The sequence below is a fragment of the Thiothrix fructosivorans genome (assembly GCF_017349355.1).
GTDB classification, from domain to species: Bacteria; Pseudomonadota; Gammaproteobacteria; order Thiotrichales; family Thiotrichaceae; genus Thiothrix; species Thiothrix fructosivorans.
The window spans coordinates 510,035-529,071 of record NZ_JAFMPM010000006.1; the positions used below are offsets into that span (position 1 = coordinate 510,035).

Consider the following 19,037-nt stretch of genomic DNA (forward strand, 5'->3'; position numbering starts at 1 on the left):
CTACTCCTGCAAGACTGTTATCTCGATACGTCGATTTTTGCTCGCGCTATCAGCGTTGGCATGATCCACGATGGGACGGGTAGAACCATAGCCTTTCGCCACCACTTGTTTGGCTTCAATGCCTTGCGAGAGCAGGTAATCATGCACGACATCTGCACGCGCCTGACTCACTGACATATTCCCCAACGCCGTGCCAGCGTGTTCAGTATGCGCAGACACCTCAATGACCATACTAGGGTGTTGACGTAACTCAGCCAGTACTTGCGCCAATACCGTCATACTCGGCTCATTCAACTCAGCGCGGGCATACTCAAACTGGATGACCCCAAGATCGACTTGCTCAATAGGGTATTTTTTAGCAGGGGTATGTAGACCTACCGAAGCATTCGGGGATAAGGTTTCCGCGAGAATCTGGTGTGCGGTTGCCGTGCTCACTGGCATCAAATGATTTTCCACTTGGCGAACGCCATAAACGTTACTGACAATCACGGGTAAGCGTGCAGCATCGGCTTCGGCAACTGTGCCAGTCAGTACGCCATCACGTCCATCAAACTGGATAAGATGAGTAGGCAAACCCGCCTCAGCCAAGGCTTGACGGGTTCGCTGTAACAAATCGGTTTCAATCGTAGGTTGTTGTATCAGCAGGCTCAACGACGTCAAAACGGTGACTGTCACCAGCACCACTAACGCGACGAACGGAAGGACTTGCTGTTTGCTCACAGCGAAAGCAGGAAAAGCCATTCAACACTCCAAAATCATTGCTCAAGCCATAGAATATAGACCAATGGTTGAGCATTAAGATTAGAAAGTTTGACGCTTGTCAGCCAGTGCTAGCTGGATAGAGGGGAATAATGAGCAGATTAGCAGGATAACCTGTTCATTTCTAATGATTAGCGGAAGGTATCACGTAATGAAGGAAAGAATTTCACGGGCTTCCTGACGCTGTTGCTCACCGCCTTCTGCCAACACATCTTGCAAAATATCCGCCGCCGCTTCTGAATCGCGTAAATCCAAATATGCGCGTGCAATATCCAGCTTAAGTGCAGCATCTGGGTTTTCATCCGCGAGCGCTGGCATCACAGGCATCACCACACCCGCTTCACTGCTGACAGCAGGTGCAGGCGGCAAATCCGGCATAAAGCTAGACAAATCCTCGTCAACCGCCACGGGTGTAACAGGCGCAGCCGTCTGCGTAGCAACCAGCGGGGCAAACTCACGTTTACGCCGCAATAACCAGATCAGTGGCAAAGCTAATAAAGCAAGCAAGCCCAACAATATCCACGGCATATTCCCTGTACTGGCGGCATTGTTCTCAGCCAAGGTAGCCGCTGCACGAATTTGCTGTAAATCATTCTGTAGGGTTTCGTTATCGCGCTTAGCCGTCGCGAGTTGTTCTTCTAACGCCCGTTGCGCTTTTTCACTGTCATCCAGTGCTTGTTTGCTGGTATCTACTTGTTTTTGCAACGCCTCAATAGCGCCTGTATCGGGAGTAGGCGCTTCCACATACCCTTTGAGGGTTTCCTGCAAACCGGCGTTTTCATCTTCCAGCAAAGCCACCGTATCTTTCAACTCGGTCACTTCGGTTTCTAGTGCGGTTATTTTGGTTTGCAGAGCAGGGTCAGCACCCGCAACTGGCTTAGGGGCAGGTGGTTGTAGGTTGGGAATATCTTTCGCATCAGGCAGTTTGATGGTTTTGCCAACAATCAAGCTATTCACGTTTTTATTGCTGAAAGCTTCAGGATTACGCGTGAGGACTTCCTGCATAATCGCCTGACGGTTCGGGTAATCGGGGTAATGCTCTGCAATAATCTTACCCAGAACATTGCCCGGCTTAACCTCTACCGATTTTTCCTCAGCCCACGCGACACTGGCTAAGCCAGCACTCAGCAAGACAGCAAGCGTCGCTTGGTTGAATAGCATCAATTTTTTCATGGTTAGCTAACCAGTGTATCCATCAAGTCAATCATAAATTCCGTGTCTTCCTGTTCCTGCACTTCCCAACCCACTAAGCCGAGGCTCTGCAACACACTACTGCCTTTAACATCGTTACCCATCTCCGGCAAAAGACGCTGTAAATCCGCTTGCATCGCCAGCATTCGCGGGCTAGCCAATAACACATGCCGAATGACGTGTATTTCACTGCGGATCACCTCGCGTAACTGGCGCTGAATCATGCCAGACAAGGTTTCAAACGCATCCCGCAAGAAAAAACCCACATCCGCCTTGCCTTGCAATAACTGCTTAGCAACCAACACATACGAATCCACCGTTTGCGTCAGTACATTCTGCGCGGACAAGTCGGCTGGCTCTAACATAATCATGGAGATCAGATTGACATCGGGGTCATCCGTAGTAGCGATACGCGTACCAGGTTGCAAATCTTCGATATGATGTACGGGCGAATCAATGGCAACCGCAATCACGGCTTCATCGGATTTATGCAGCGGTGTCGCAATCGCCTTAAACCCTTTTTCGCGCACCAACATGGCGGCATCGAAGGGATTGGCGTAAATCAGGTCGATACTATCGTTTTGAATCGCCAGACGCTGGCTCGCAAAATTGGGGTATAACTCCACATGGATCTGCACGCCCAACTGGCGCTGTAACCATGTATTAAAAATATACCAACCTGCAATCTGTGCAGGCGGAAAGTCAGGGCTGATCGTCATCACATAACGCATAACTTTACGCCTCTTCTGCTTGTTTTAATTGCGCATACAGTGCCATGCACGCTTCCACTTGAGTGCGGGACGGTTTACGACGCACGGAGGTACAACTGACCGCATCACCATTGCGCATATTCAAAATAATGGTGGCATAGACCCAATAGTAGCGTCCGTCTTTGCGTAAATTTTTAACATAACCATGCCATTTACGTCCTTGTAGCACCGTATCCCAAGCATCCTTAAACGCCGCTTTGGGCATATCAGGATGTCTCAAAATATAATGCGGCTGTCCCAGCAATTCGGCTTCTGTGTAACCGGACATTTCGACAAATGCCTGATTACATTCCGTAATAATGCCTTGCAGGTTCGTTCGAGAAACGATCAATTTCCCTTCAGGAAACGGGACCTCCTCATCACTCACCAATACACGCCGCGAAGTACCATCATGGTAATGCAGCACATGCTCGGTATAAGCACCTTGCACATCCTGAGTCGTCATATCTTCCATCGCCTGTCTCCGTGTTGACCCCCTGCAACCCCGTGCGGCACACCCATACACCGCACACACCAGACTGCATTAACTGAGCAACTTTTTATTCTTCTGTTATCGGAATCAATGCTTAGATAATTTTGCCGATGTTTTCAGCCGCGCGTTTGACATCCAAAAAGATCAGACCCAAACGGGCATTCGGTTTAGCAAGCACTGTCACTACGGCTTCATTACCCGCGTGTGTCATCAAAATGTAACCGCGAGCGCCTTTAATCAGCACTTGTTCGAGCGCACCACGCGCCAGTTCTTCAGCGGTACGATCCCCTAATGACAACATCGCGGCACTCATTGCACCCACGCGGTCTTCGTCCATCCCGCTAGGCAACATAGAAGCCATCATTAAGCCATCTGTGGACAAGACAGCAGAAGCTTCGATGTCCGCAGAAGAACCATTCAGGTCACTCAGGATGGAGTTCAGCATTTCAGAGCGCATGTCGTTTTCTCTCCTTGGTTATAAATATTGATGTTAAACTGGTATTTCGGTATTACCGTAACGCATTTCCAACGCCCATACCAAGCGTTTGAAATCAGGCTGGTTGAATTGTGGAATCCCACCAATGATCAAGGTAAAGCGATTTTGCCCGATGTATAACGGCCAAAAACCCACTTCACTGTTGCCACTCGCATCCACCAAACCCCAAGCACGTTGACGATAACCCAAATTACCGTGCAGTAATTCTTTGTGACGTGCGTACACCGCCGTCAGGTTAGCACTGAGTGCCGCCAGTTCTTCGGCAGCCTCGTGGGTAAACCCTGCACTACCAAGGTATAACCCTCGGCTTTCCGCCAAGATAGCTTTACCTTCATCGGAGAGGGTACGCAATAATTTCGGCAACAAGCGTTCCAGTGTTTCCGTAGGCGCAGCTTCGCTGTGCTCTTGACCGAGAATCAGACCGGCTTCCTGCATCCAGTGCACAAACTCTAGCGCACGCTTTTTCTTGTAACCGCTGAGTTCGCACGCCACCTCCACCGTAAACAATGGAGTCACGGCTTCCTGAAGCAAACGGTGTAAAAACAATCGTCCCGGCTCTTCCGTATGGTCTTGCACGGCATAATACGTACCCGCTGGGGTCATGCCTAAGTGCAAATTTTCCGTGAGAATGTATTCACTCATCAGTTGATTACCCCCGGATCAAGCGAGAACAGCAGTGCCTGAAGTAACATCGTAATATCCTTGTGACTGCGGGCATCGACCTCAAACACGGGGGCTTGCAGTGACAACGATTCCAAATACTGGCGGTATTCCGGTAAACCCGGTCTACGTTGCAGATCCATGCGTGTCACACCCACGACCATCTGCTGCTTTTCGATAAAGTCACGAAACGCATTCGTATAAAAACGAATGTCTTGAAACGGGTCTTTACGGGTATTGTCCAGTAAGAGAATCAGACCAATGCCGCCTTTCGTGAGGATGTCCCACATAAAATCGAAGCGTTCCTGACCGGGTGTACCGTACAAGTGTACCCGTTCATTATCGCTCAGGCGAATCAGACCATAGTCCATCGCTACCGTGGTTTGCGGCTTACGACTCTTGGTCATATCCGAGGCGTATTCATCGGTGGCAATCGGTTTTATATCACTGATAGCAGCAATCGCGGTGGTTTTGCCTGCACCCACGGGGCCGGTAAAGATGATTTTACGGTTGATCATACTCATAAGGCTATTTCGTCCCCCCTCCCAACAAACGCTTCAACAAGCGCGAGAAGAAGCCACGGTTTTCTTGCTTTGGCATCTCTTTTTCACGACTCTTGAGTTTGTTCTGATCCATTTCAAACAGGTTAAGTGCATTGGCTGCCGTGTGGAATGCGAACACATATCGCTGCGGAATATCCAATGCCTTGGCAATGTCTAATGCACTGGCAGGGCGCTGATTCCACAGAGCGGCAATGCGCATAGCATGGGGGAACGACTCTAAACGCGTCAGGTTAGGCCAGTATTTCAGGGAAACCTTTTGCGCTATATCGACACCACGTCCCAAACGTCCTCGCGCAGTCAACAAACTACTTACCCACACAAACGCTTCTAAATCGAGCAACGCATCAGCATCGCCTTCGGCTTGCTTTTCCAATTGCTCAAGTTCAGTTGCACTGGGTATATGTAGCGCAAACTGCCCTGTTTGTACGGGATTATTGCACAAGGCGCGGAATTCTTCTGACAGGGTGTCTATCGTAGAATAAGCCAACCCTTGTTTAGGCATAAGCAGCACAAATTCTTGCGGCGCCAGTGTGAGATATACGGTCTGTTGCGTATCCCGTGCCATCCGTCCCGCTTCCAATACGCTGGCTAACAAATAATTTTCGGGGGTAAACAACGCCACCTCGGCGACCGTTTGCACATCATCCTGCTCACCACATAAAGCTTTCCAACGGCGTTCAGCCTCTTCTTGCGACACGACTGACGCGACAGGGCGATCAATCTCTTCCAAGGGAATATCGGCTTCGGCGGGATCAAAGACCTCAGTAGGCACCACTGGCTCTGGTGACGCTTTATGCGGCACTACCGCCTCATCCACCTCATCCTCATCCGGCAAGCTGATCACTAGGGAGCGTAACGTCTTGGCACTACGCTCTGTGCGGGCAGGAACGCCGAAAGGCTGTGCCAAATCACGAAAATGTGCTTCCGCATGTTTCACTAAAGGCGGCTCAAGTTCCACCACCGTCGGACTAATCACCGGACGCTGCACGGCAGGCGCGTGGGTCACTTCGCGACTTGCCATTAACTCATAAACGCGATCAACCGCATCGGTTAGCGCCCGTGAGGTTAACGGTTTGGGAATCCAAATGCAGTTGGGTAACTCGGCCTGATGCACGGATAGCACCACGCCGGGCTTATGCAAAGCCTCACGTTTTTGCCAATCGTCTTTCGCATCGGGGTGATCAAAATCGAGAATAAAAGCATCAGCCTCCGCTTCGGCAACCACTCTGAACAGATTTCGACCCGCACCTGAAAAGAAAAATTCAAGAATTGCTCTGTTGTGCGGGCTAATCGCCAGAAGTGCCACTTTTAGCGGGCCTGATTTGGAATGTTTCAGCATAAATCCAGCCTGCCTATCGTTATTCTTTTACCATTGTTCGGATTCCTGCTGCTTTTCCAGCCATAAAGCCGAAACCTCGCGTCCTGTTTCTTGTATTTTTTTGATCATAATTGCCAGCCCATCCTTGCTGCGCGTGTACTGATAAATGTTCACTAGCTCCTGATCCATCGCATCATCTGAACGACCCGCAATCACCTCGTCTTCCAATAGCGTTTGTGCGGTATCCACTTGTCCGTATTCCAGACAAGCAAACACTTCCTCCATGACTGTAGAGTATGCAGCCGCTGTTTGGCTACGCTCGACGGATAATAATTTGAGGGAGGTTACGTCTTGCCCTGTCGACAACACTGAACCCTCATGCCACTGCTGATGAGCATCAACCGCCGTTTGCGTTTGCAACCACTGCTCAAAAAACAGCTCATCCGCACGACTCAAATCGTCTTTGACGAGATTGAACAAGCGTTCACGTAAGAGATGCCCGGCATCGCCTAACGCTAAAAACACATCTTGAAGAGTACCTGCCAGACGGCTACGTAACACTTCTTGCTGTGCTAAAAGAACACGCTGGGTGTGTGCACGCAAATCCTGTGGATAGCGCCGAACATGGTGCGAAAGAAATCGCCATATTGCTAACGCGTCGGCATAATGCTGAACACGGAGTTGCCGCTCAGACGCGAGGCTAAACGCTAATGGCAATTCCGGCGGGGGCTGTGCATTCCCGCTACGCAATAATTTTCCTAGCATAATTTCAGGGTCACACAAAAACACTCAACGGTTGTTTATAGTATATTCTATCGGGATACTAGAAGACTTTTTAATCATAGTCTACAAACGTTCGGGAAAAATATTTTTCTGATGAAAGGTGAAGTTCTCTATTGGCGTGATACTGCTACAATAGAGTCGCCAGAACTTAAGGCGAGAGGGAGTCGATGTTTTATTTAACTGTACAAATTGCTTTCCTTTTAACCATTGCAGCCCTTATTGGGTTAGCGGTGGGTTGGTGGGTGCGCAATAAAATCACTCAATTGCGCCCCATATTAACCACTGATACCTCGGAAAACCCGTTTGATGCGCGGTTTCGCTTAGAGCAATGTCATCGCGACAATGCTACGCTGCGCCGTGATTTAAAAGAAACGGAAGAACGCGCCGAAAAACTGCAAACCCGCATAGACAACGGCACTCAGCAGGATAGTGACATGCTAGAACGCCTAGAGATGTATGAAATTCGTGTGCAAGCTTTGATGGACGACTTGCAAATGCGGGATGACACCATTGCCGTCCTTGAAAATGAACTCGAACAACTGCGCGACCAGATACCGCACAGCAATAATACATGATGTTTCAGATAACACCTGCTACTATCGCCCGATTACCTTGATTTTCAGAACCCATAAATAAGATAAAACCATGACAACCAGAAATACCTCTTCAGCCTCGTTGCTTGAAAAAGACCTGGAAATTGTTGGCAACGTGGCCTTCCAAAATAATTTATATGTGCATGGAAAAGTTAATGGCAATATTAGTGCCCCAACTGACTCCCGCGCAGCCTTATATATTCAAGCGGATAGTGAAGTGATCGGCGAAATCCGTGCACCGTTGGTGATCGTTTCAGGCAGAATCTGCGGTGATGTGTTTGCGTCACGCCGTATTTCCTTAAAGTCCACGGCACAGGTAATGGGCAACATTCACTACGCCGAAATACAGATGGATGAAGGGGCGGAGATCAACGGCGTACTGGCCAGCTTAAACAGTATTTCTAATACCCAATAAGCGAACATTAACATTTCATTAAAAACTTATACATAAATTCCAAAACAGTGCTAGCATTAGCGGTGTAGGAATCCCCATCACAGGGAAGCAAGGATCGCTCATATAGACAGGTGGTTTTCAAGGAATAATGAAGATCATCGAGTGAAAGGTAGGTGCACAACACTGCCGACACTTAACTATTTTTTTCAAAGTCAACTTTTGTGGAGATAAAACAATGACTCAATATCGTCTGCTGATCGCTGCGCTGCTGGCTGCTTTCGCTCTGACTGCTTGTGGCGAAAAAGCTGCTGAAGCACCTAAGACTGATGCTGCTCCTGCTGCTGCCGCCGCACCTGCTGCTGAACAAGCTGCGCCTGCTCAAGCTGCGCCTGCTGCACCTGCCGCTGACGCTGCTGCACCTGCTGCACCAAAGTGATCACTAGCCGTTAGGCTGATGAATACGAAACAGGGCGGATTTTTCCGCCCTGTTTTATTTTGTGGGTATCCTTTCCTCTGGCATAATTACCCTAATCTTCTTTAGGCAAGTCATTACCCATGAGTTACTACCAACACCACGTCTTTTTCTGTACCAATCAACGTGAAAACGGGGACGCCTGTTGCGCCACGTTCGACGCGCAAGCCATGCGTGACTATGCCAAACAACGTACCAAAGAACTTGGTTTACACAAAGACGGGCAATCCCGTATCAATTCTGCCGGATGCCTCAACCGTTGCGCCGAAGGCCCAGTCATCGTCGTTTACCCCGAAGCTATCTGGTACACCTACGTCGATAAAGAAGACATTGACGAAATCATCACCAGTCACTTGCAAAACGGCATTCCCGTGGAACGCTTAATGCTTGACCCGCAATGAGGGAAAAACTGCATCATTACGCGCACCTAGTACGCCTTGATCGCCCTATCGGTATTTACCTACTACTCTGGCCTACGCTGTGGGCATTGTGGATTGCGGCTGAAGGTGTGCCTGATTTTACTATTTTGCTGGTTTTCATCGCGGGTGTGGTACTGATGCGCTCGGCGGGCTGTGCCATCAACGATTACGCGGATCGTAACGTTGACCCACACGTTGCTCGCACCAAAACCCGCCCCCTTGCCGCAGGTTTGATTACCCCGCAAGAAGCCTTAGGTGTCTTTGCTGCCTTAAGTATCAGTGCCTTGTTGTTAGCACTGCTGCTGAATAGCTTGACCATTGCTCTGTCAATCGTCGCCGTCGTGCTGGCGGCAACCTATCCCTTCATGAAACGTTTCCACCATTTGCCGCAAGTGCATTTAGGCGCAGCGTTTGCATGGGCGATTCCGATGGCGTTCACGGCAGTAACGGGCGTAATGCCGCCGTTGGTAGCGTGGTTACTGTTTCTAGCAGCGGTATTATGGACAACCGCCTACGACACCATGTATGCCATGTGTGACCGTGACGATGATGTGAAAATCGGTGTTAAATCCAGCGCGATTTTGTTTGGGCAACACGACCGTTTGATCATTGGCATCCTGCAACTCTGCACGCTGCTCTTGCTCGCGGGGGTCGGCATTCTCAGCGGCTTAGGCATGAGCTACTGGTTGGGTTTGCTGGTTGCCGTGGGCTTCTCGATTTACCAGCAATGGCTGATTCGCCACCGTGAACCCATGCCCAGTTTGCACGCCTTCCTCAACAACCATTGGTTGGGCATGGCGGTGTTTCTTGGGATTGCAGTCGATTATGCTTCTAAAGCAGATTCCGTTACAATTGGCGCTTTTATGACACTCTTGAGCTTGCACTATGTCTAGACAATCCAGTTTTACCCGTGAAGAACTCCTGCAATGTGGTCGTGGCGAGATGTTTGGCCCCGGCAATGCACAATTGCCCACGCCGAATATGCTGATGATGGATCGTGTCGTCGAAATCAGTGCAGACGGCGGCAAGCACGGTAAAGGTCATATTCTCGCCGAACTGGATATTACCCCCGACTTGTGGTTCTTTGATTGCCATTTCCCCGGCGACCCGGTAATGCCCGGCTGTTTGGGTTTGGATGCGATGTGGCAAATCATCGGCTTCTACCTTGCGTGGCTCGGCAACCCCGGTCATGGACGAGCACTTGGCGTGGGCGAAGTCAAATTCTTCGGACAAGTCTTACCCAAAGCCAAGAAAGTCACTTACAAAGTCGAGCTATCCCGCGTGATTACGCGCAAACTGGTGATGGGCATTGGCGACGCAAGCATGGAAGTGGATGGGCGCGAAATTTACACCGCCAAAGATTTGCGCGTCGGCTTGTTTACCTCCACCGATAATTTCTAAGAACCAGCCGCTCCTGTGCTGAACTTCCTGCCCGAACAGTGTCCAATCGGGCAGGACAATTCCATCCATCCCCTACAGGAGAATCATGATGAAAGCTTACCTTGCGGCATTACTACTCGGTTTATCCGTATTGAGTGTTGCTCATGCTGAACAAGCGCCCACCTATGAGCGCATTGCCTTTTCTGTCAAAGCCGCCCAAGAAGTACCCAATGATATGCTGACAGCCGTGTTGTATGCAGAACAGCAAGGGCAGGACACGGCAGCGCTGGCGAATACTGTCAACCAAACCACCACATGGGCACTCGACATTGCCAAGCAAGCCAATACCGTCACAAGCCGCACACTGGATTACACCACTAATCCCATTTACGGTGAAAATGGTAAAGTATCCGGCTGGCAAGTACGCCAAAGCATCCAGCTTAAAAGCCAAGACAGCAAAGCCCTGAGTGGTTTATTAGGGCAGTTGCAAGAAAAATTACGCATCGAAGGCATCAGCTACAGCGTTTCCCCAGAAGTGCAAGCCAGCACCGAAAAAGCCCTCATCGACCAAGCCCTGAAAACTTTCAAAGAACGCGCCGAGCAAATGAAAACGGGAATGGGTCGGCATGAATACCGCGTCGTTAGGTTAGATGTACAAGCCGCCAATGATTACTTCCAACCCCCGATCATGATGCGTGCTATGGCAGATGCAGCTCCCGCCGCCGCGCCTGCACCACCAGCGTTGGAAGGCGGTAAACAAAACTTGCAAGTGAATGTACAAGCCGAGATTGAACTTTCCATTAATTAACGCTACTATGTTGCGCTTTTCGCTATACCCGAATAACTTGAGGATTTCAACATGAAGCCCGGCATTCATCCAAACTACAGAGAAGTCGTCTTTCAAGACCTGACTAGCGGCTTCGCGTTCCTGACCCGCTCCACGGTCAACACCCGTGAAAATATTGCTTGGGAAGATGGTAAAGAATATCCACTGGTCAAAGTGGAAATTTCTAGCCAATCTCACCCGTTCTACACCGGCAAACAAGCGGTTAGCACAACCGCAGGCCGCGTGGAAAAGTTCAAGAACCGTTATGCGCGTACTGGCAAGTAAGCCCTAGCAGACTGTTCCAGAATGATGCATTATTAAAAGGCGCTCGCAAGAGCGCCTTTTTTGTTTTTGACGGAGAAATATAATGCGGCTAATCCCTGTTCTTACCAGCCTCCTCCTCAGCGGCACCGCCCTGCTGGCAGGCTGTTCTGCTAACCCCGTATCCGGTGAAAATCAACTGGCACTGATGTCCGAAGCCGAAGAAGTGCAAGCTGGGCAACAAGCCCACCGTGACATCCTTGCCAAAAATCCCCCCTATCAAGATGCCGCTGTGCAAGCCTATGTCAGCCGCATTGGGCAACTCATGGCGGCGCAAAGCCATCGCAACAACTTGCGCTTTACCTTCACGGTGCTGGATGATCCCGCTGTGAATGCGTTTGCCTTGCCGGGTGGTTATATCTACATCACCACGGGCTTAATGGCGTATTTGAATTCCGAAGCCGAACTTGCGGGTGTGTTAGGGCATGAAATCGGTCACGTTTCTGCCCGTCACAATGTCAGCCAAGCCTCATGGAGCGCAGTTGGTGGCATTCTTGCTTCGGTTGCTGGTGAAAAGTTGGGTAACAAAGAGTTGATTAATACCCTCGGCGAACTCGGTTTAAGCAATTACAGCCGTAACCAAGAACTTGACGCAGACGGTTTAGGTGCGGAATACCTCGCCCGTGCCGGTTACGACCCCGCGAACATGGCAAATGTGATTGCTACTTTGCAAGCCTATGATCAATTCAAAGGCAATACCTCTGACCCCTACCGTGATCTGTTCTCGACCCACCCGAACAATGATCAACGCTTGCAACAGCTCATCGGGCAAGCACGGCGTTATGGTAGTGGCACACGCGATGCCGGACACGACAGCTATTTACGCCAAACCGACGGCATACGTTTACCCCTCGGTAACGGGCAAACGGTGCAAGTGCGCCTGATCACCGCCAACGCGGGCGATACTTTCGACACCTTGGCACGCTCCAGCCGCCTGAGTAACAACGCCGCCATGCACTTACGAGTGCTGAACGGCATGTTCCCGACGGGCGAACCGCGCCCCGGTCAATTGCTCAAAACCATACAATAAGATGATACTGCACCCAGTTAGCCCAGCACCTGTTTAATCGAACAACTATACGGCGGAGGAGCCATAGCCATGTCAACGTTAAAAGAAGATGCGCTGAAATATCACGCAGAACCACGTCCCGGCAAAATTGCCACTCACATTACCAAGCCCACCGCCACACAACGCGATTTGGCACTGGCTTATTCACCGGGCGTTGCCGAACCCGTGCGTGAAATCCACAAAGACCCCGAAGCCGCGTACCTGTATACCGGCAAAGGCAATCTGGTCGCCGTCATTTCCGACGGTTCGGCAGTCTTGGGTTTAGGCAATGTCGGCGCACTCGCAGGTAAGCCGGTCATGGAAGGTAAGGGCTTGCTGTTCAAGCGCTTTGCTGACATCGACGTATTCGACATCGAAGTTGCCACCCAAGACGTGGAAGAATTCATCACTGTGGTGAAGAATATCGCGGGTACTTTCGGCGGGATCAATCTGGAAGACATTTCCGCGCCACGTTGTTTTGAGATCGAAAAACGCTTACAAGCCATGCTCGACATTCCGGTCTTTCACGACGACCAACACGGCACAGCGGTGATTATTGCAGCGGGCTTGATGAATGCGTTGGAAATCCAAGGCAAAAAAATCGGTGACGTGAACATTGTGTGCGTGGGCGCAGGCGCGGCAGGCATTGCCTCCATGAACTTGCTGGGCGCATTGGGTGCTGATAAGCAAAAGCTGCTGATGGTCGATAGCAAAGGCGTGTTGCACACTGGACGTACCGACCTGAATGCGTTCAAACGTGAATACGCGGTCGATACCGACAAACACACCTTGGCGGATGCGTGCCGTGACGCGGATGTGTTCATTGGTCTGTCAGGGCCGAACATTATGAGCGTCGATATGCTCAATAGCATGGCAGCCAACCCGGTGGTGTTTGCGCTGTCGAACCCTGACCCAGAAATCAACCCGTCCGTGGCATTAGCAGCACGCAGCGATTTGATCATTGCTACTGGGCGCAGCGATTACCCCAACCAAATCAACAATGTGTTGTGCTTCCCGTTCCTGTTCCGTGGCGCGTTGGATGTCCGCGCCCGCTGCATCAATATCGAGATGTTGAAAGCAGCGGTTTACACCTTGGCTAAATTGGCGCGTGAACCCGTGCCACAAGACGTGCTGGATGCTTACGGGCTGGAATCACTGAGCTTCGGCAAAGCCTCCATCATTCCTAAACCCTTCGACGCCCGCTTACGTGAGCGCGTGCCGAAGGCAGTTGCCCAAGCCGCCATCGACTCCGGCGTTGCTCGCTTGCCGTTACCGTTATAAGCCATTGTAAGGCGTTAACAACGGCTGCGCCTGCGGAGCATGACTACTCTGCGGGCGTTGCGTCGGAATCAGGCTCAATTTCTCACCTTCCGTGCGGATGCAATAGCGCAAACCTAAACGATAGCAGCGCTGCGCATTTTCCGGCTCTTTCATGGTTTCCAGCAATTCGGCCAATTCCAAATAGCCTTCCGCATTTGGCGCTTGATTGAGGCTGGATTCGTAATAGCTTTTCGCCATCCCCCACAATTTTTGCTGGTTGTAAAGACGCGCCAGCAACAGCAATAACGCGGGGTTGTTACCTGCCTGCCCTAACTGCCATTTTTCCGCTTGCTGAATCGTATTCCCCAAGCTGTGATGCTGAGTGCGCCCGAACAAATCCGCCAAGCCATCATCCCAACGCTTGCTCAGAATGCCACTGATCAAGCTATTGCACGCTAAATCATCACCCGCCGTATGTAAGGCTTGCGCAAACAAGACAATTGCCGCGTGATTTTCACGGATAGGCGTCGGTAACTTCTTCCACATCGACTGCAATTTATCGGTCTGCCCATCCTTCGCATACTGCTGGAACATGGCTTGCAGCGTTGCGCCTTGTACCGCGTTCATTTCAGCGTTTTTGAGCAAGTTTTGCTTAGCTAAATCGGGCAGCAAACCCAGCAAGGCTTCCCAGTTTTCTTGGCGATACAAAACTTTTGCCAGCAATTTCAACACATACGGGTGTTTAGGCGAGAGTTCACGCAAGCGTGCCAAGGTGGCGTAGGCTTGTTCCAGTTGCCCACTACCAAACTGCATTTCAGCTTGGGAAACACCGACAGCGACATTGGCTTTGCTATCGCTTTCAATGGCTTGCTTGAGCAATTCATCACGGCGATCATAGGCTTCACGCATGTGTGCCGCACGTGCTGCCGCCAAGTAATTCAGCAACGGGGTATCGCTGTAAGGGGCGTGATCGACCAACAGCTTTTCCGCCTTATCCCAATGCCCTTCCGTTAACTGGATCAAGCCTTGCGTCAAAGCACGATTGGCTCTGCTGCCTAAACGGGCGGCGCGAAAACGGTTAAAACTACGGCGCAACCCAAAACCGTGGCGCAATAACGCCACAAACACATAAAAGCCTACACATGCCAGCAAGACGAGCGCGGCAAGTGTTGCCGTTTTCATCTCCAGACTCCAGACACCCCACGTAATCATGGTCAGCCCCGGATTCGATAAGACCAACTGCCCCAGCCAAAACACTGCCGCAATGACGATCAGCAACACGATCAGGTAAAAGATCATTCGCGTTTGCCTCCCTCTTTTTTGGCCTTATCGGTGGGTTTTGCTTCCGCTTTTGCATTGGTGGGGACATCGACGGGAGCATCCGTGGTCACGGGCGCAACCTCCGGCGCGGCTTGTCCCTGCACCGCTTCGGCGTGACGCGCACTTTCCAACTGCTTGAGGCTCGCCGAAATATCAGGAATCGCAGGCTGTAAATCGTGTTTACCCAACGCATCCAATTCACTCAGCAAGGGCTTGGCTTGCTCGGCGGGGTAGTAGGTACGCAAGGTTTCACGCACTACATCCAACTGCGCACGGTAGCTCGTGTTATCGCGCTGAAGCACCAATAAGCGTAACGTTTCTAAGCGCAAATGCAGCAATTGGAACACATTCAAGCGTGCATCCGCATCCATTTGCATCTGAATGGGTTGATCATGCTGACGAATCACAATTGCCTGATCCAGTGCATCCAACGCCTTACGCTTATAGCCTGCCCAGATGGAAGCGTCGGTATCATCACCTTCTACAGGGGGGGCGGAAGCCTCAGCCTTATCCGCAACAGGGGAAGTATTCAAGGCGGGTAGGGGCTTTAAACCTAACATTAGCCCCGTGATTTGCTGCGAAATCGCCGAAATATCCGGTACAGCCACCGCTTCTAAGGTGGAAATATCCCGCGCCACTTGCTGGCGTACTGGCAAGTAATTCACCGAGCCTGCTTTGGCTAATAACGCATCCGCTTCTTTCAATGCCGTAATGGCGGTGCGCGTATCCTGCGCTAAATGCACTTGGCGAATCGCTAATTTCAACAGGAAATCGACTTCCGCAATCTGCCATTCACTCGCACTCGCGGGGGCAGCACTCTGCTGCATTTTGGCTTGCAAAAACGTCACCTGCTCCACTTGTGAAGCGACCGTATCCGCAAACTGGCGGGTTTGATTTTGAATCCGCGCCATTTCCTGAATCACTTGGTCATTGGCGGTCTGCGATTGTGCTGTTTTCGCGGCAACTTCTTTGCGTAAGCTATCCAGCGCATCATTGGCAGGCACGGCTTGCAATTGTTGACGCAACGTTTCGATTTCAGCCGCATTCGTGCGGGCGCGGTCATTCATACGCTGCCAATGCTTGTAGCCTGCGGCGATACCGATGGCGGTAAACGATAAGGCTAACAGAGCAATAAAAAGAGCAAAACGCGCCCCCCCAGACCGTGAATTTTCTGCTTTACCCGCATCGGGGCTGTGCGTGTCGACTGCATCAACCGTGGTATCAAACGTCGTATGATCAGCTTCGTGTGTCGCTGCTTTATCAATCATTATTGTCATTCCTGTGCCCACTGTATGAGCGCTTGCAACATAGCCTCATCACTGGGATTGTCTGCCATGATGAGCGTTCCGTCGAATCCGGCTTGCCGTGCCGTTTCCCGCATACGCGGGCTACCAACCAAGAGGGAAAGCGTTTTTATCCACGCGGGATTATCCAGCATTGCCACTAAGTTCAGAATCCCCTCGCTGCTCGTGACCGCGATTATATCAAGCTGCTGCTGTTCATGGTGTTGTTTCAGTTGGCTGACCGCTATTTTCGGGCAAACTCGCTGATAAACGTCGACCTGCGTCACCGTCGCACCACGTTGGCGCAAGGTATCGGCTAATAGTTCCCGTCCACCCGCCCCGCGAAAAATCAGGATACGTCTGCCTGCCAACTGCTGCGTTTGCGGCAATGCTAACCAATCTTCACTGGTAAACCCTGCCGTCGGCACCCATTGCGCCGTAAAGCCGTGCTGCTGCAAAGCTTGCGCGGTCTTTTTCCCAATCGCACCGAGTGTCAGGTGATGCAATATCTGGGGCGTTGCCAGTGCTTTCAAACCATAGTCGACCGCATTGGCGCTGATAAACAACGCGGTATCATAAGTGGCAATGTCCACAAGTTGGGCTGTCAGTGCGGCTAAGTCATCCGGTGGGCATATTTCCACCACCGGAAACAAAACGGCGTGCGCCCCTTCAGCCGCTAACAATTGCTGGAAACGACTGGCTTGATGCGCAGGACGCGTCACCAACACCGTCAAACCCTGCAAGGATTTAGGCATGAATACCCAAGGAAGCAAGCACTTTATCGCCCCCCTGTGCCAACAAGTCTTCCGCCACCGCCACGCCAAGGGCTTCTGGGTCAACCACACAGCCGCGCTGTTCACAGGTGTACACCGCTGAACCATCGGGGAAACCAATCAAGCCCCGCAAGCGCAAAGCACCGTCTTCCAGTTCCGCAAAGCCTGCCACCGGAATCTGACAACCGCCGTTGAGACGGTTATTCATGGCGCGTTCCGCACGTACTCGCACCGTGGTTTCGGCATGGCGCAAGGGCGCGAGCAAGTTTTCCACACGCGGATCGTTGCGACGGCATTCAATGCCGACTGCACCTTGCCCAATCGCGGGCAAACTTTGTTCAGTCGATAGGTAAGTGGTAATGCGTGACTGGAATTCGAGGCGAATCAAACCAGCAGCAGCGAGAATAATCGCATCGTACTCGCCGTTATCCAACTTCGCCAAACGCGTATTGACGTTGCCGCGCAAATCCTTGATCTGTAAATGCGGGTAACGCGCCCGAATCTGGGTTTGGCGGCGCAAGCTGGATGTGCCTACAATCGCGCCAATCGGCAGTGCGTCGAGCGTTGGGTAACGGTTAGAAACAAACGCATCACGCGGGTCTTCGCGCTCCAGAATAATTGGCAAGTGCAAACCTTCAGGGAATTCCATCGGTACGTCTTTCATGGAATGCACGGCGATGTCGGCACTGCCTTCCAGCATCCCGACTTCGAGTTCCTTGACGAATAAGCCTTTGCCACCGATTTTGGAGAGCGGGCTGTCGAGGATTTTGTCACCACGCGTGACCATACCGACCATTTCGATGTGAAGACCGGGGTGAAGTTCCTGCAAACGGCGAGCGACATGTTCAGCTTGCCACATAGCGAGGGGACTGGTGCGCGTTGCGATACGGATAATCTCGACCATGATTCCTGTGGGTGTTTGCGTCAATAATACCTTGGCACTTTACGGCAAACGCGGGGCAACTTCCATCCTTGGCAAATATTTACGAAGAAACTTTGCACATAACCCTTGTATTTTTTCTGATTCAGGCTACATTAAGGTTACGACCAACGGAATGTAAAAATAACATGGAAGTTATCCTTATCTCTTCCTCTTAACGTGGTTGTTCGGGGACAGGCGAGATGATCAGCCCCCATAATGTCTCGTTTGCAACGTGCCGGATCTTTAGCCCGGATCCGGCACATCCCTGATTACTTATCGGTGTCACTGCACCTTGTTGGTCGCATCCTTCACCCGCTCCACCCCATACCTCCCCTTAAATTCCTTATCCAACGCTTTATAATGCTTAATCATGCTGATCGTCCAGCTCAACCGCTGGCGCACCGCATCCGCGTCGGAACGGGATTGAATCGCTACCTGCCAGCTTTCCAATGACGCTAACGCCTTGTCATCCGCAGCGGTTTCCAGCCGGGTCAACGCCTTATCAATGGCGTGGAAAACCGCTTGCTGGAACAGCGGTTCAGCCGTCTTACGCTGACCTTGCGCAGCATCCAACACCTGTAACGTGTCAGGAGTCGCCGCCAACGCAAAACCGATACTCGCGCCTTCGCGCACATCCGCCAGATCGTGGGCAAGGGCTTGCATCCCCTTAGCGCGGTCAATTTGTGCCAAGGCATAGCCGTAATGTGCTGCTAGGTAAGCGTGTTTCGGCGTGGCTTTTTTCACCGCCTGCTGCCACTGCGCGAAGGTTTCACTATCCGCATCATCCGCCGGATGCTGATCACGGCTGTCGCGCCACGCACGGTATTCCTGTTCCAGTGTTTGCAAACTGGACTCCAGCAAGGGCAATGCCTCGGTGGCTTGCAGCTTGCCCAAAAGCTGGAACGCGGCGGGGTGTAACGGGTTGGCTTCATCCTTAGCTAGTGCCAGCAAGGCAGTAATCGCTTCTTGCCGAGGGACAGTCTCCGCAAAACGGGTCAGGGTTAAAGCAGTTAC

24 protein-coding genes are annotated in these 19,037 nt (G+C 51.4%); 10 read left to right on the forward strand and 14 right to left on the reverse strand.

The window, feature by feature from the left end; translation table 11 throughout:
• The 9 genes from J1836_RS05690 to J1836_RS05730 all read right to left on the reverse strand — a co-directional run bounded on the left by J1836_RS05690 (position 1) and on the right by J1836_RS05730 (position 6,994).
• On the reverse strand, positions 1-741 hold the full coding sequence (locus J1836_RS05690) for an OmpA family protein (protein ID WP_207250109.1): 741 nt from the start codon (positions 739-741) through the stop codon (positions 1-3).
• Between the two features lie 162 nt (positions 742-903).
• Positions 904-1,932: a FimV/HubP family polar landmark protein gene (locus J1836_RS05695; RefSeq protein WP_207250110.1), complete on the reverse strand. Its 1,029-nt coding sequence runs from the start codon at positions 1,930-1,932 to the stop codon at positions 904-906.
• 2 nt (positions 1,933-1,934) lie between these two features.
• Positions 1,935-2,681 (reverse strand): phosphate/phosphite/phosphonate ABC transporter substrate-binding protein, encoded by a 747-nt coding sequence (locus J1836_RS05700; RefSeq protein ID WP_207250111.1) that lies wholly within the window; start codon positions 2,679-2,681, stop codon positions 1,935-1,937.
• Positions 2,682-2,685: 4 nt separating this feature from the next.
• The gene (locus tag J1836_RS05705) at positions 2,686-3,174 is read right to left on the reverse strand and encodes a PAS domain-containing protein (protein ID WP_207250112.1); all 489 of its coding nucleotides are present in this window, start codon (positions 3,172-3,174) and stop codon (positions 2,686-2,688) included.
• A gap of 112 nt (positions 3,175-3,286) precedes the next feature.
• Entirely contained in the window at positions 3,287-3,649 is a 363-nt protein-coding gene (locus tag J1836_RS05710; RefSeq protein WP_207250113.1) for a roadblock/LC7 domain-containing protein, read from the reverse strand.
• A gap of 33 nt (positions 3,650-3,682) precedes the next feature.
• A complete protein-coding gene (locus J1836_RS05715; protein WP_207250114.1) occupies positions 3,683-4,330 on the reverse strand; it encodes a hypothetical protein in 648 nt (215 codons plus the stop codon).
• Positions 4,330-4,872: a GTP-binding protein gene (locus J1836_RS05720; RefSeq protein WP_207250115.1), complete on the reverse strand. Its 543-nt coding sequence runs from the start codon at positions 4,870-4,872 to the stop codon at positions 4,330-4,332. The genes J1836_RS05715 and J1836_RS05720 overlap by 1 nt, the downstream gene beginning before the upstream one ends.
• Before the next feature lie 4 nt (positions 4,873-4,876).
• Positions 4,877-6,250 carry a hypothetical protein gene (locus J1836_RS05725; protein WP_207250116.1) on the reverse strand — a complete coding sequence of 458 codons (1,374 nt, stop codon included), beginning with the start codon at positions 6,248-6,250 and terminating at the stop codon, positions 4,877-4,879.
• Between the two features lie 27 nt (positions 6,251-6,277).
• Positions 6,278-6,994: a hypothetical protein gene (locus tag J1836_RS05730; RefSeq protein WP_207250117.1), complete on the reverse strand. Its 717-nt coding sequence runs from the start codon at positions 6,992-6,994 to the stop codon at positions 6,278-6,280.
• A 185-nt stretch (positions 6,995-7,179) separates the two neighbouring features.
• On the opposite strand from J1836_RS05730, the gene J1836_RS05735 reads away from it, so the two are divergent.
• The 10 genes from J1836_RS05735 to J1836_RS05780 all read left to right on the forward strand — a co-directional run bounded on the left by J1836_RS05735 (position 7,180) and on the right by J1836_RS05780 (position 13,746).
• Complete coding sequence (locus J1836_RS05735; protein WP_207250118.1) at positions 7,180-7,587, forward strand: hypothetical protein; 408 nt, start codon at positions 7,180-7,182, stop codon at positions 7,585-7,587.
• Between the two features lie 70 nt (positions 7,588-7,657).
• Complete coding sequence (locus J1836_RS05740) at positions 7,658-8,020, forward strand: bactofilin family protein (RefSeq protein WP_207250120.1); 363 nt, start codon at positions 7,658-7,660, stop codon at positions 8,018-8,020.
• Positions 8,021-8,234: 214 nt separating this feature from the next.
• The gene (locus J1836_RS05745) at positions 8,235-8,435 is read left to right on the forward strand and encodes a hypothetical protein (protein WP_207250121.1); all 201 of its coding nucleotides are present in this window, start codon (positions 8,235-8,237) and stop codon (positions 8,433-8,435) included.
• Positions 8,436-8,554: 119 nt separating this feature from the next.
• Positions 8,555-8,872 (forward strand): (2Fe-2S) ferredoxin domain-containing protein, encoded by a 318-nt coding sequence (locus tag J1836_RS05750; RefSeq protein ID WP_207250123.1) that lies wholly within the window; start codon positions 8,555-8,557, stop codon positions 8,870-8,872.
• Complete coding sequence (ubiA, locus tag J1836_RS05755) at positions 8,869-9,783, forward strand: 4-hydroxybenzoate octaprenyltransferase (RefSeq protein ID WP_207250124.1); 915 nt, start codon at positions 8,869-8,871, stop codon at positions 9,781-9,783. Before J1836_RS05750 ends, ubiA begins: the two co-directional genes overlap by 4 nt.
• Positions 9,776-10,291, forward strand: a complete 516-nt coding sequence (fabA, locus tag J1836_RS05760; RefSeq protein WP_207250125.1) for a 3-hydroxyacyl-[acyl-carrier-protein] dehydratase FabA — start codon at positions 9,776-9,778, stop codon at positions 10,289-10,291. The genes ubiA and fabA overlap by 8 nt, the downstream gene beginning before the upstream one ends.
• A gap of 85 nt (positions 10,292-10,376) precedes the next feature.
• Entirely contained in the window at positions 10,377-11,078 is a 702-nt protein-coding gene (locus J1836_RS05765; RefSeq protein ID WP_242632741.1) for an SIMPL domain-containing protein, read from the forward strand.
• A 51-nt stretch (positions 11,079-11,129) separates the two neighbouring features.
• Positions 11,130-11,381 carry a type B 50S ribosomal protein L31 gene (locus J1836_RS05770; protein WP_207250127.1) on the forward strand — a complete coding sequence of 84 codons (252 nt, stop codon included), beginning with the start codon at positions 11,130-11,132 and terminating at the stop codon, positions 11,379-11,381.
• An 82-nt stretch (positions 11,382-11,463) separates the two neighbouring features.
• Positions 11,464-12,447 carry a M48 family metalloprotease gene (locus J1836_RS05775; protein ID WP_207250129.1) on the forward strand — a complete coding sequence of 328 codons (984 nt, stop codon included), beginning with the start codon at positions 11,464-11,466 and terminating at the stop codon, positions 12,445-12,447.
• 69 nt (positions 12,448-12,516) lie between these two features.
• Entirely contained in the window at positions 12,517-13,746 is a 1,230-nt protein-coding gene (locus J1836_RS05780) for a malic enzyme-like NAD(P)-binding protein (protein WP_207250130.1), read from the forward strand.
• On the opposite strand, the gene J1836_RS05785 is transcribed toward J1836_RS05780, so the two are convergent.
• The 5 genes from J1836_RS05785 to J1836_RS05805 form a co-directional block, all read right to left on the reverse strand.
• A complete protein-coding gene (locus J1836_RS05785; RefSeq protein ID WP_207250132.1) occupies positions 13,741-15,024 on the reverse strand; it encodes a heme biosynthesis HemY N-terminal domain-containing protein in 1,284 nt (427 codons plus the stop codon). The two genes, J1836_RS05780 and J1836_RS05785, sit on opposite strands and share 6 nt — an antisense overlap.
• The gene (locus J1836_RS05790) at positions 15,021-16,313 is read right to left on the reverse strand and encodes a uroporphyrinogen-III C-methyltransferase (RefSeq protein ID WP_207250133.1); all 1,293 of its coding nucleotides are present in this window, start codon (positions 16,311-16,313) and stop codon (positions 15,021-15,023) included. Before J1836_RS05790 ends, J1836_RS05785 begins: the two co-directional genes overlap by 4 nt.
• A 5-nt stretch (positions 16,314-16,318) precedes the next feature.
• Positions 16,319-17,083 (reverse strand): uroporphyrinogen-III synthase, encoded by a 765-nt coding sequence (locus J1836_RS05795; protein ID WP_207250134.1) that lies wholly within the window; start codon positions 17,081-17,083, stop codon positions 16,319-16,321.
• Positions 17,076-18,005 carry a hydroxymethylbilane synthase gene (gene hemC, locus J1836_RS05800; RefSeq protein ID WP_207250136.1) on the reverse strand — a complete coding sequence of 310 codons (930 nt, stop codon included), beginning with the start codon at positions 18,003-18,005 and terminating at the stop codon, positions 17,076-17,078. Before hemC ends, J1836_RS05795 begins: the two co-directional genes overlap by 8 nt.
• A 300-nt stretch (positions 18,006-18,305) precedes the next feature.
• Positions 18,306-18,974: a hypothetical protein gene (locus J1836_RS05805; RefSeq protein WP_207250138.1), complete on the reverse strand. Its 669-nt coding sequence runs from the start codon at positions 18,972-18,974 to the stop codon at positions 18,306-18,308.
• Between the last annotated feature and the right edge of the window lie 63 nt (positions 18,975-19,037).

Excerpts from the sequence above, each read along its gene's own strand:
- J1836_RS05690 (WP_207250109.1), bottom strand. The coding sequence starts at position 741 with ATGGCTTTTCCTGCTTTCGCTGTGAGCAAACAGCAAGTCCTTCCGTTC.
- J1836_RS05695 (WP_207250110.1), bottom strand. The coding sequence starts at position 1,932 with ATGAAAAAATTGATGCTATTCAACCAAGCGACGCTTGCTGTCTTGCTG.
- J1836_RS05700 (WP_207250111.1), bottom strand. The coding sequence starts at position 2,681 with ATGCGTTATGTGATGACGATCAGCCCTGACTTTCCGCCTGCACAGATT.
- J1836_RS05705 (WP_207250112.1), bottom strand. The coding sequence starts at position 3,174 with ATGGAAGATATGACGACTCAGGATGTGCAAGGTGCTTATACCGAGCAT.
- J1836_RS05710 (WP_207250113.1), bottom strand. The coding sequence starts at position 3,649 with ATGCGCTCTGAAATGCTGAACTCCATCCTGAGTGACCTGAATGGTTCT.
- J1836_RS05715 (WP_207250114.1), bottom strand. The coding sequence starts at position 4,330 with ATGAGTGAATACATTCTCACGGAAAATTTGCACTTAGGCATGACCCCA.
- J1836_RS05720 (WP_207250115.1), bottom strand. The coding sequence starts at position 4,872 with ATGAGTATGATCAACCGTAAAATCATCTTTACCGGCCCCGTGGGTGCA.
- J1836_RS05725 (WP_207250116.1), bottom strand. The coding sequence starts at position 6,250 with ATGCTGAAACATTCCAAATCAGGCCCGCTAAAAGTGGCACTTCTGGCG.
- J1836_RS05730 (WP_207250117.1), bottom strand. The coding sequence starts at position 6,994 with ATGCTAGGAAAATTATTGCGTAGCGGGAATGCACAGCCCCCGCCGGAA.
- J1836_RS05735 (WP_207250118.1), top strand. The coding sequence starts at position 7,180 with ATGTTTTATTTAACTGTACAAATTGCTTTCCTTTTAACCATTGCAGCC.
- J1836_RS05740 (WP_207250120.1), top strand. The coding sequence starts at position 7,658 with ATGACAACCAGAAATACCTCTTCAGCCTCGTTGCTTGAAAAAGACCTG.
- J1836_RS05745 (WP_207250121.1), top strand. The coding sequence starts at position 8,235 with ATGACTCAATATCGTCTGCTGATCGCTGCGCTGCTGGCTGCTTTCGCT.
- J1836_RS05750 (WP_207250123.1), top strand. The coding sequence starts at position 8,555 with ATGAGTTACTACCAACACCACGTCTTTTTCTGTACCAATCAACGTGAA.
- ubiA (WP_207250124.1), top strand. The coding sequence starts at position 8,869 with ATGAGGGAAAAACTGCATCATTACGCGCACCTAGTACGCCTTGATCGC.
- fabA (WP_207250125.1), top strand. The coding sequence starts at position 9,776 with ATGTCTAGACAATCCAGTTTTACCCGTGAAGAACTCCTGCAATGTGGT.
- J1836_RS05765 (WP_242632741.1), top strand. The coding sequence starts at position 10,377 with ATGATGAAAGCTTACCTTGCGGCATTACTACTCGGTTTATCCGTATTG.
- J1836_RS05770 (WP_207250127.1), top strand. The coding sequence starts at position 11,130 with ATGAAGCCCGGCATTCATCCAAACTACAGAGAAGTCGTCTTTCAAGAC.
- J1836_RS05775 (WP_207250129.1), top strand. The coding sequence starts at position 11,464 with ATGCGGCTAATCCCTGTTCTTACCAGCCTCCTCCTCAGCGGCACCGCC.
- J1836_RS05780 (WP_207250130.1), top strand. The coding sequence starts at position 12,517 with ATGTCAACGTTAAAAGAAGATGCGCTGAAATATCACGCAGAACCACGT.
- J1836_RS05785 (WP_207250132.1), bottom strand. The coding sequence starts at position 15,024 with ATGATCTTTTACCTGATCGTGTTGCTGATCGTCATTGCGGCAGTGTTT.
- J1836_RS05790 (WP_207250133.1), bottom strand. The coding sequence starts at position 16,313 with ATGATTGATAAAGCAGCGACACACGAAGCTGATCATACGACGTTTGAT.
- J1836_RS05795 (WP_207250134.1), bottom strand. The coding sequence starts at position 17,083 with ATGCCTAAATCCTTGCAGGGTTTGACGGTGTTGGTGACGCGTCCTGCG.
- hemC (WP_207250136.1), bottom strand. The coding sequence starts at position 18,005 with ATGGTCGAGATTATCCGTATCGCAACGCGCACCAGTCCCCTCGCTATG.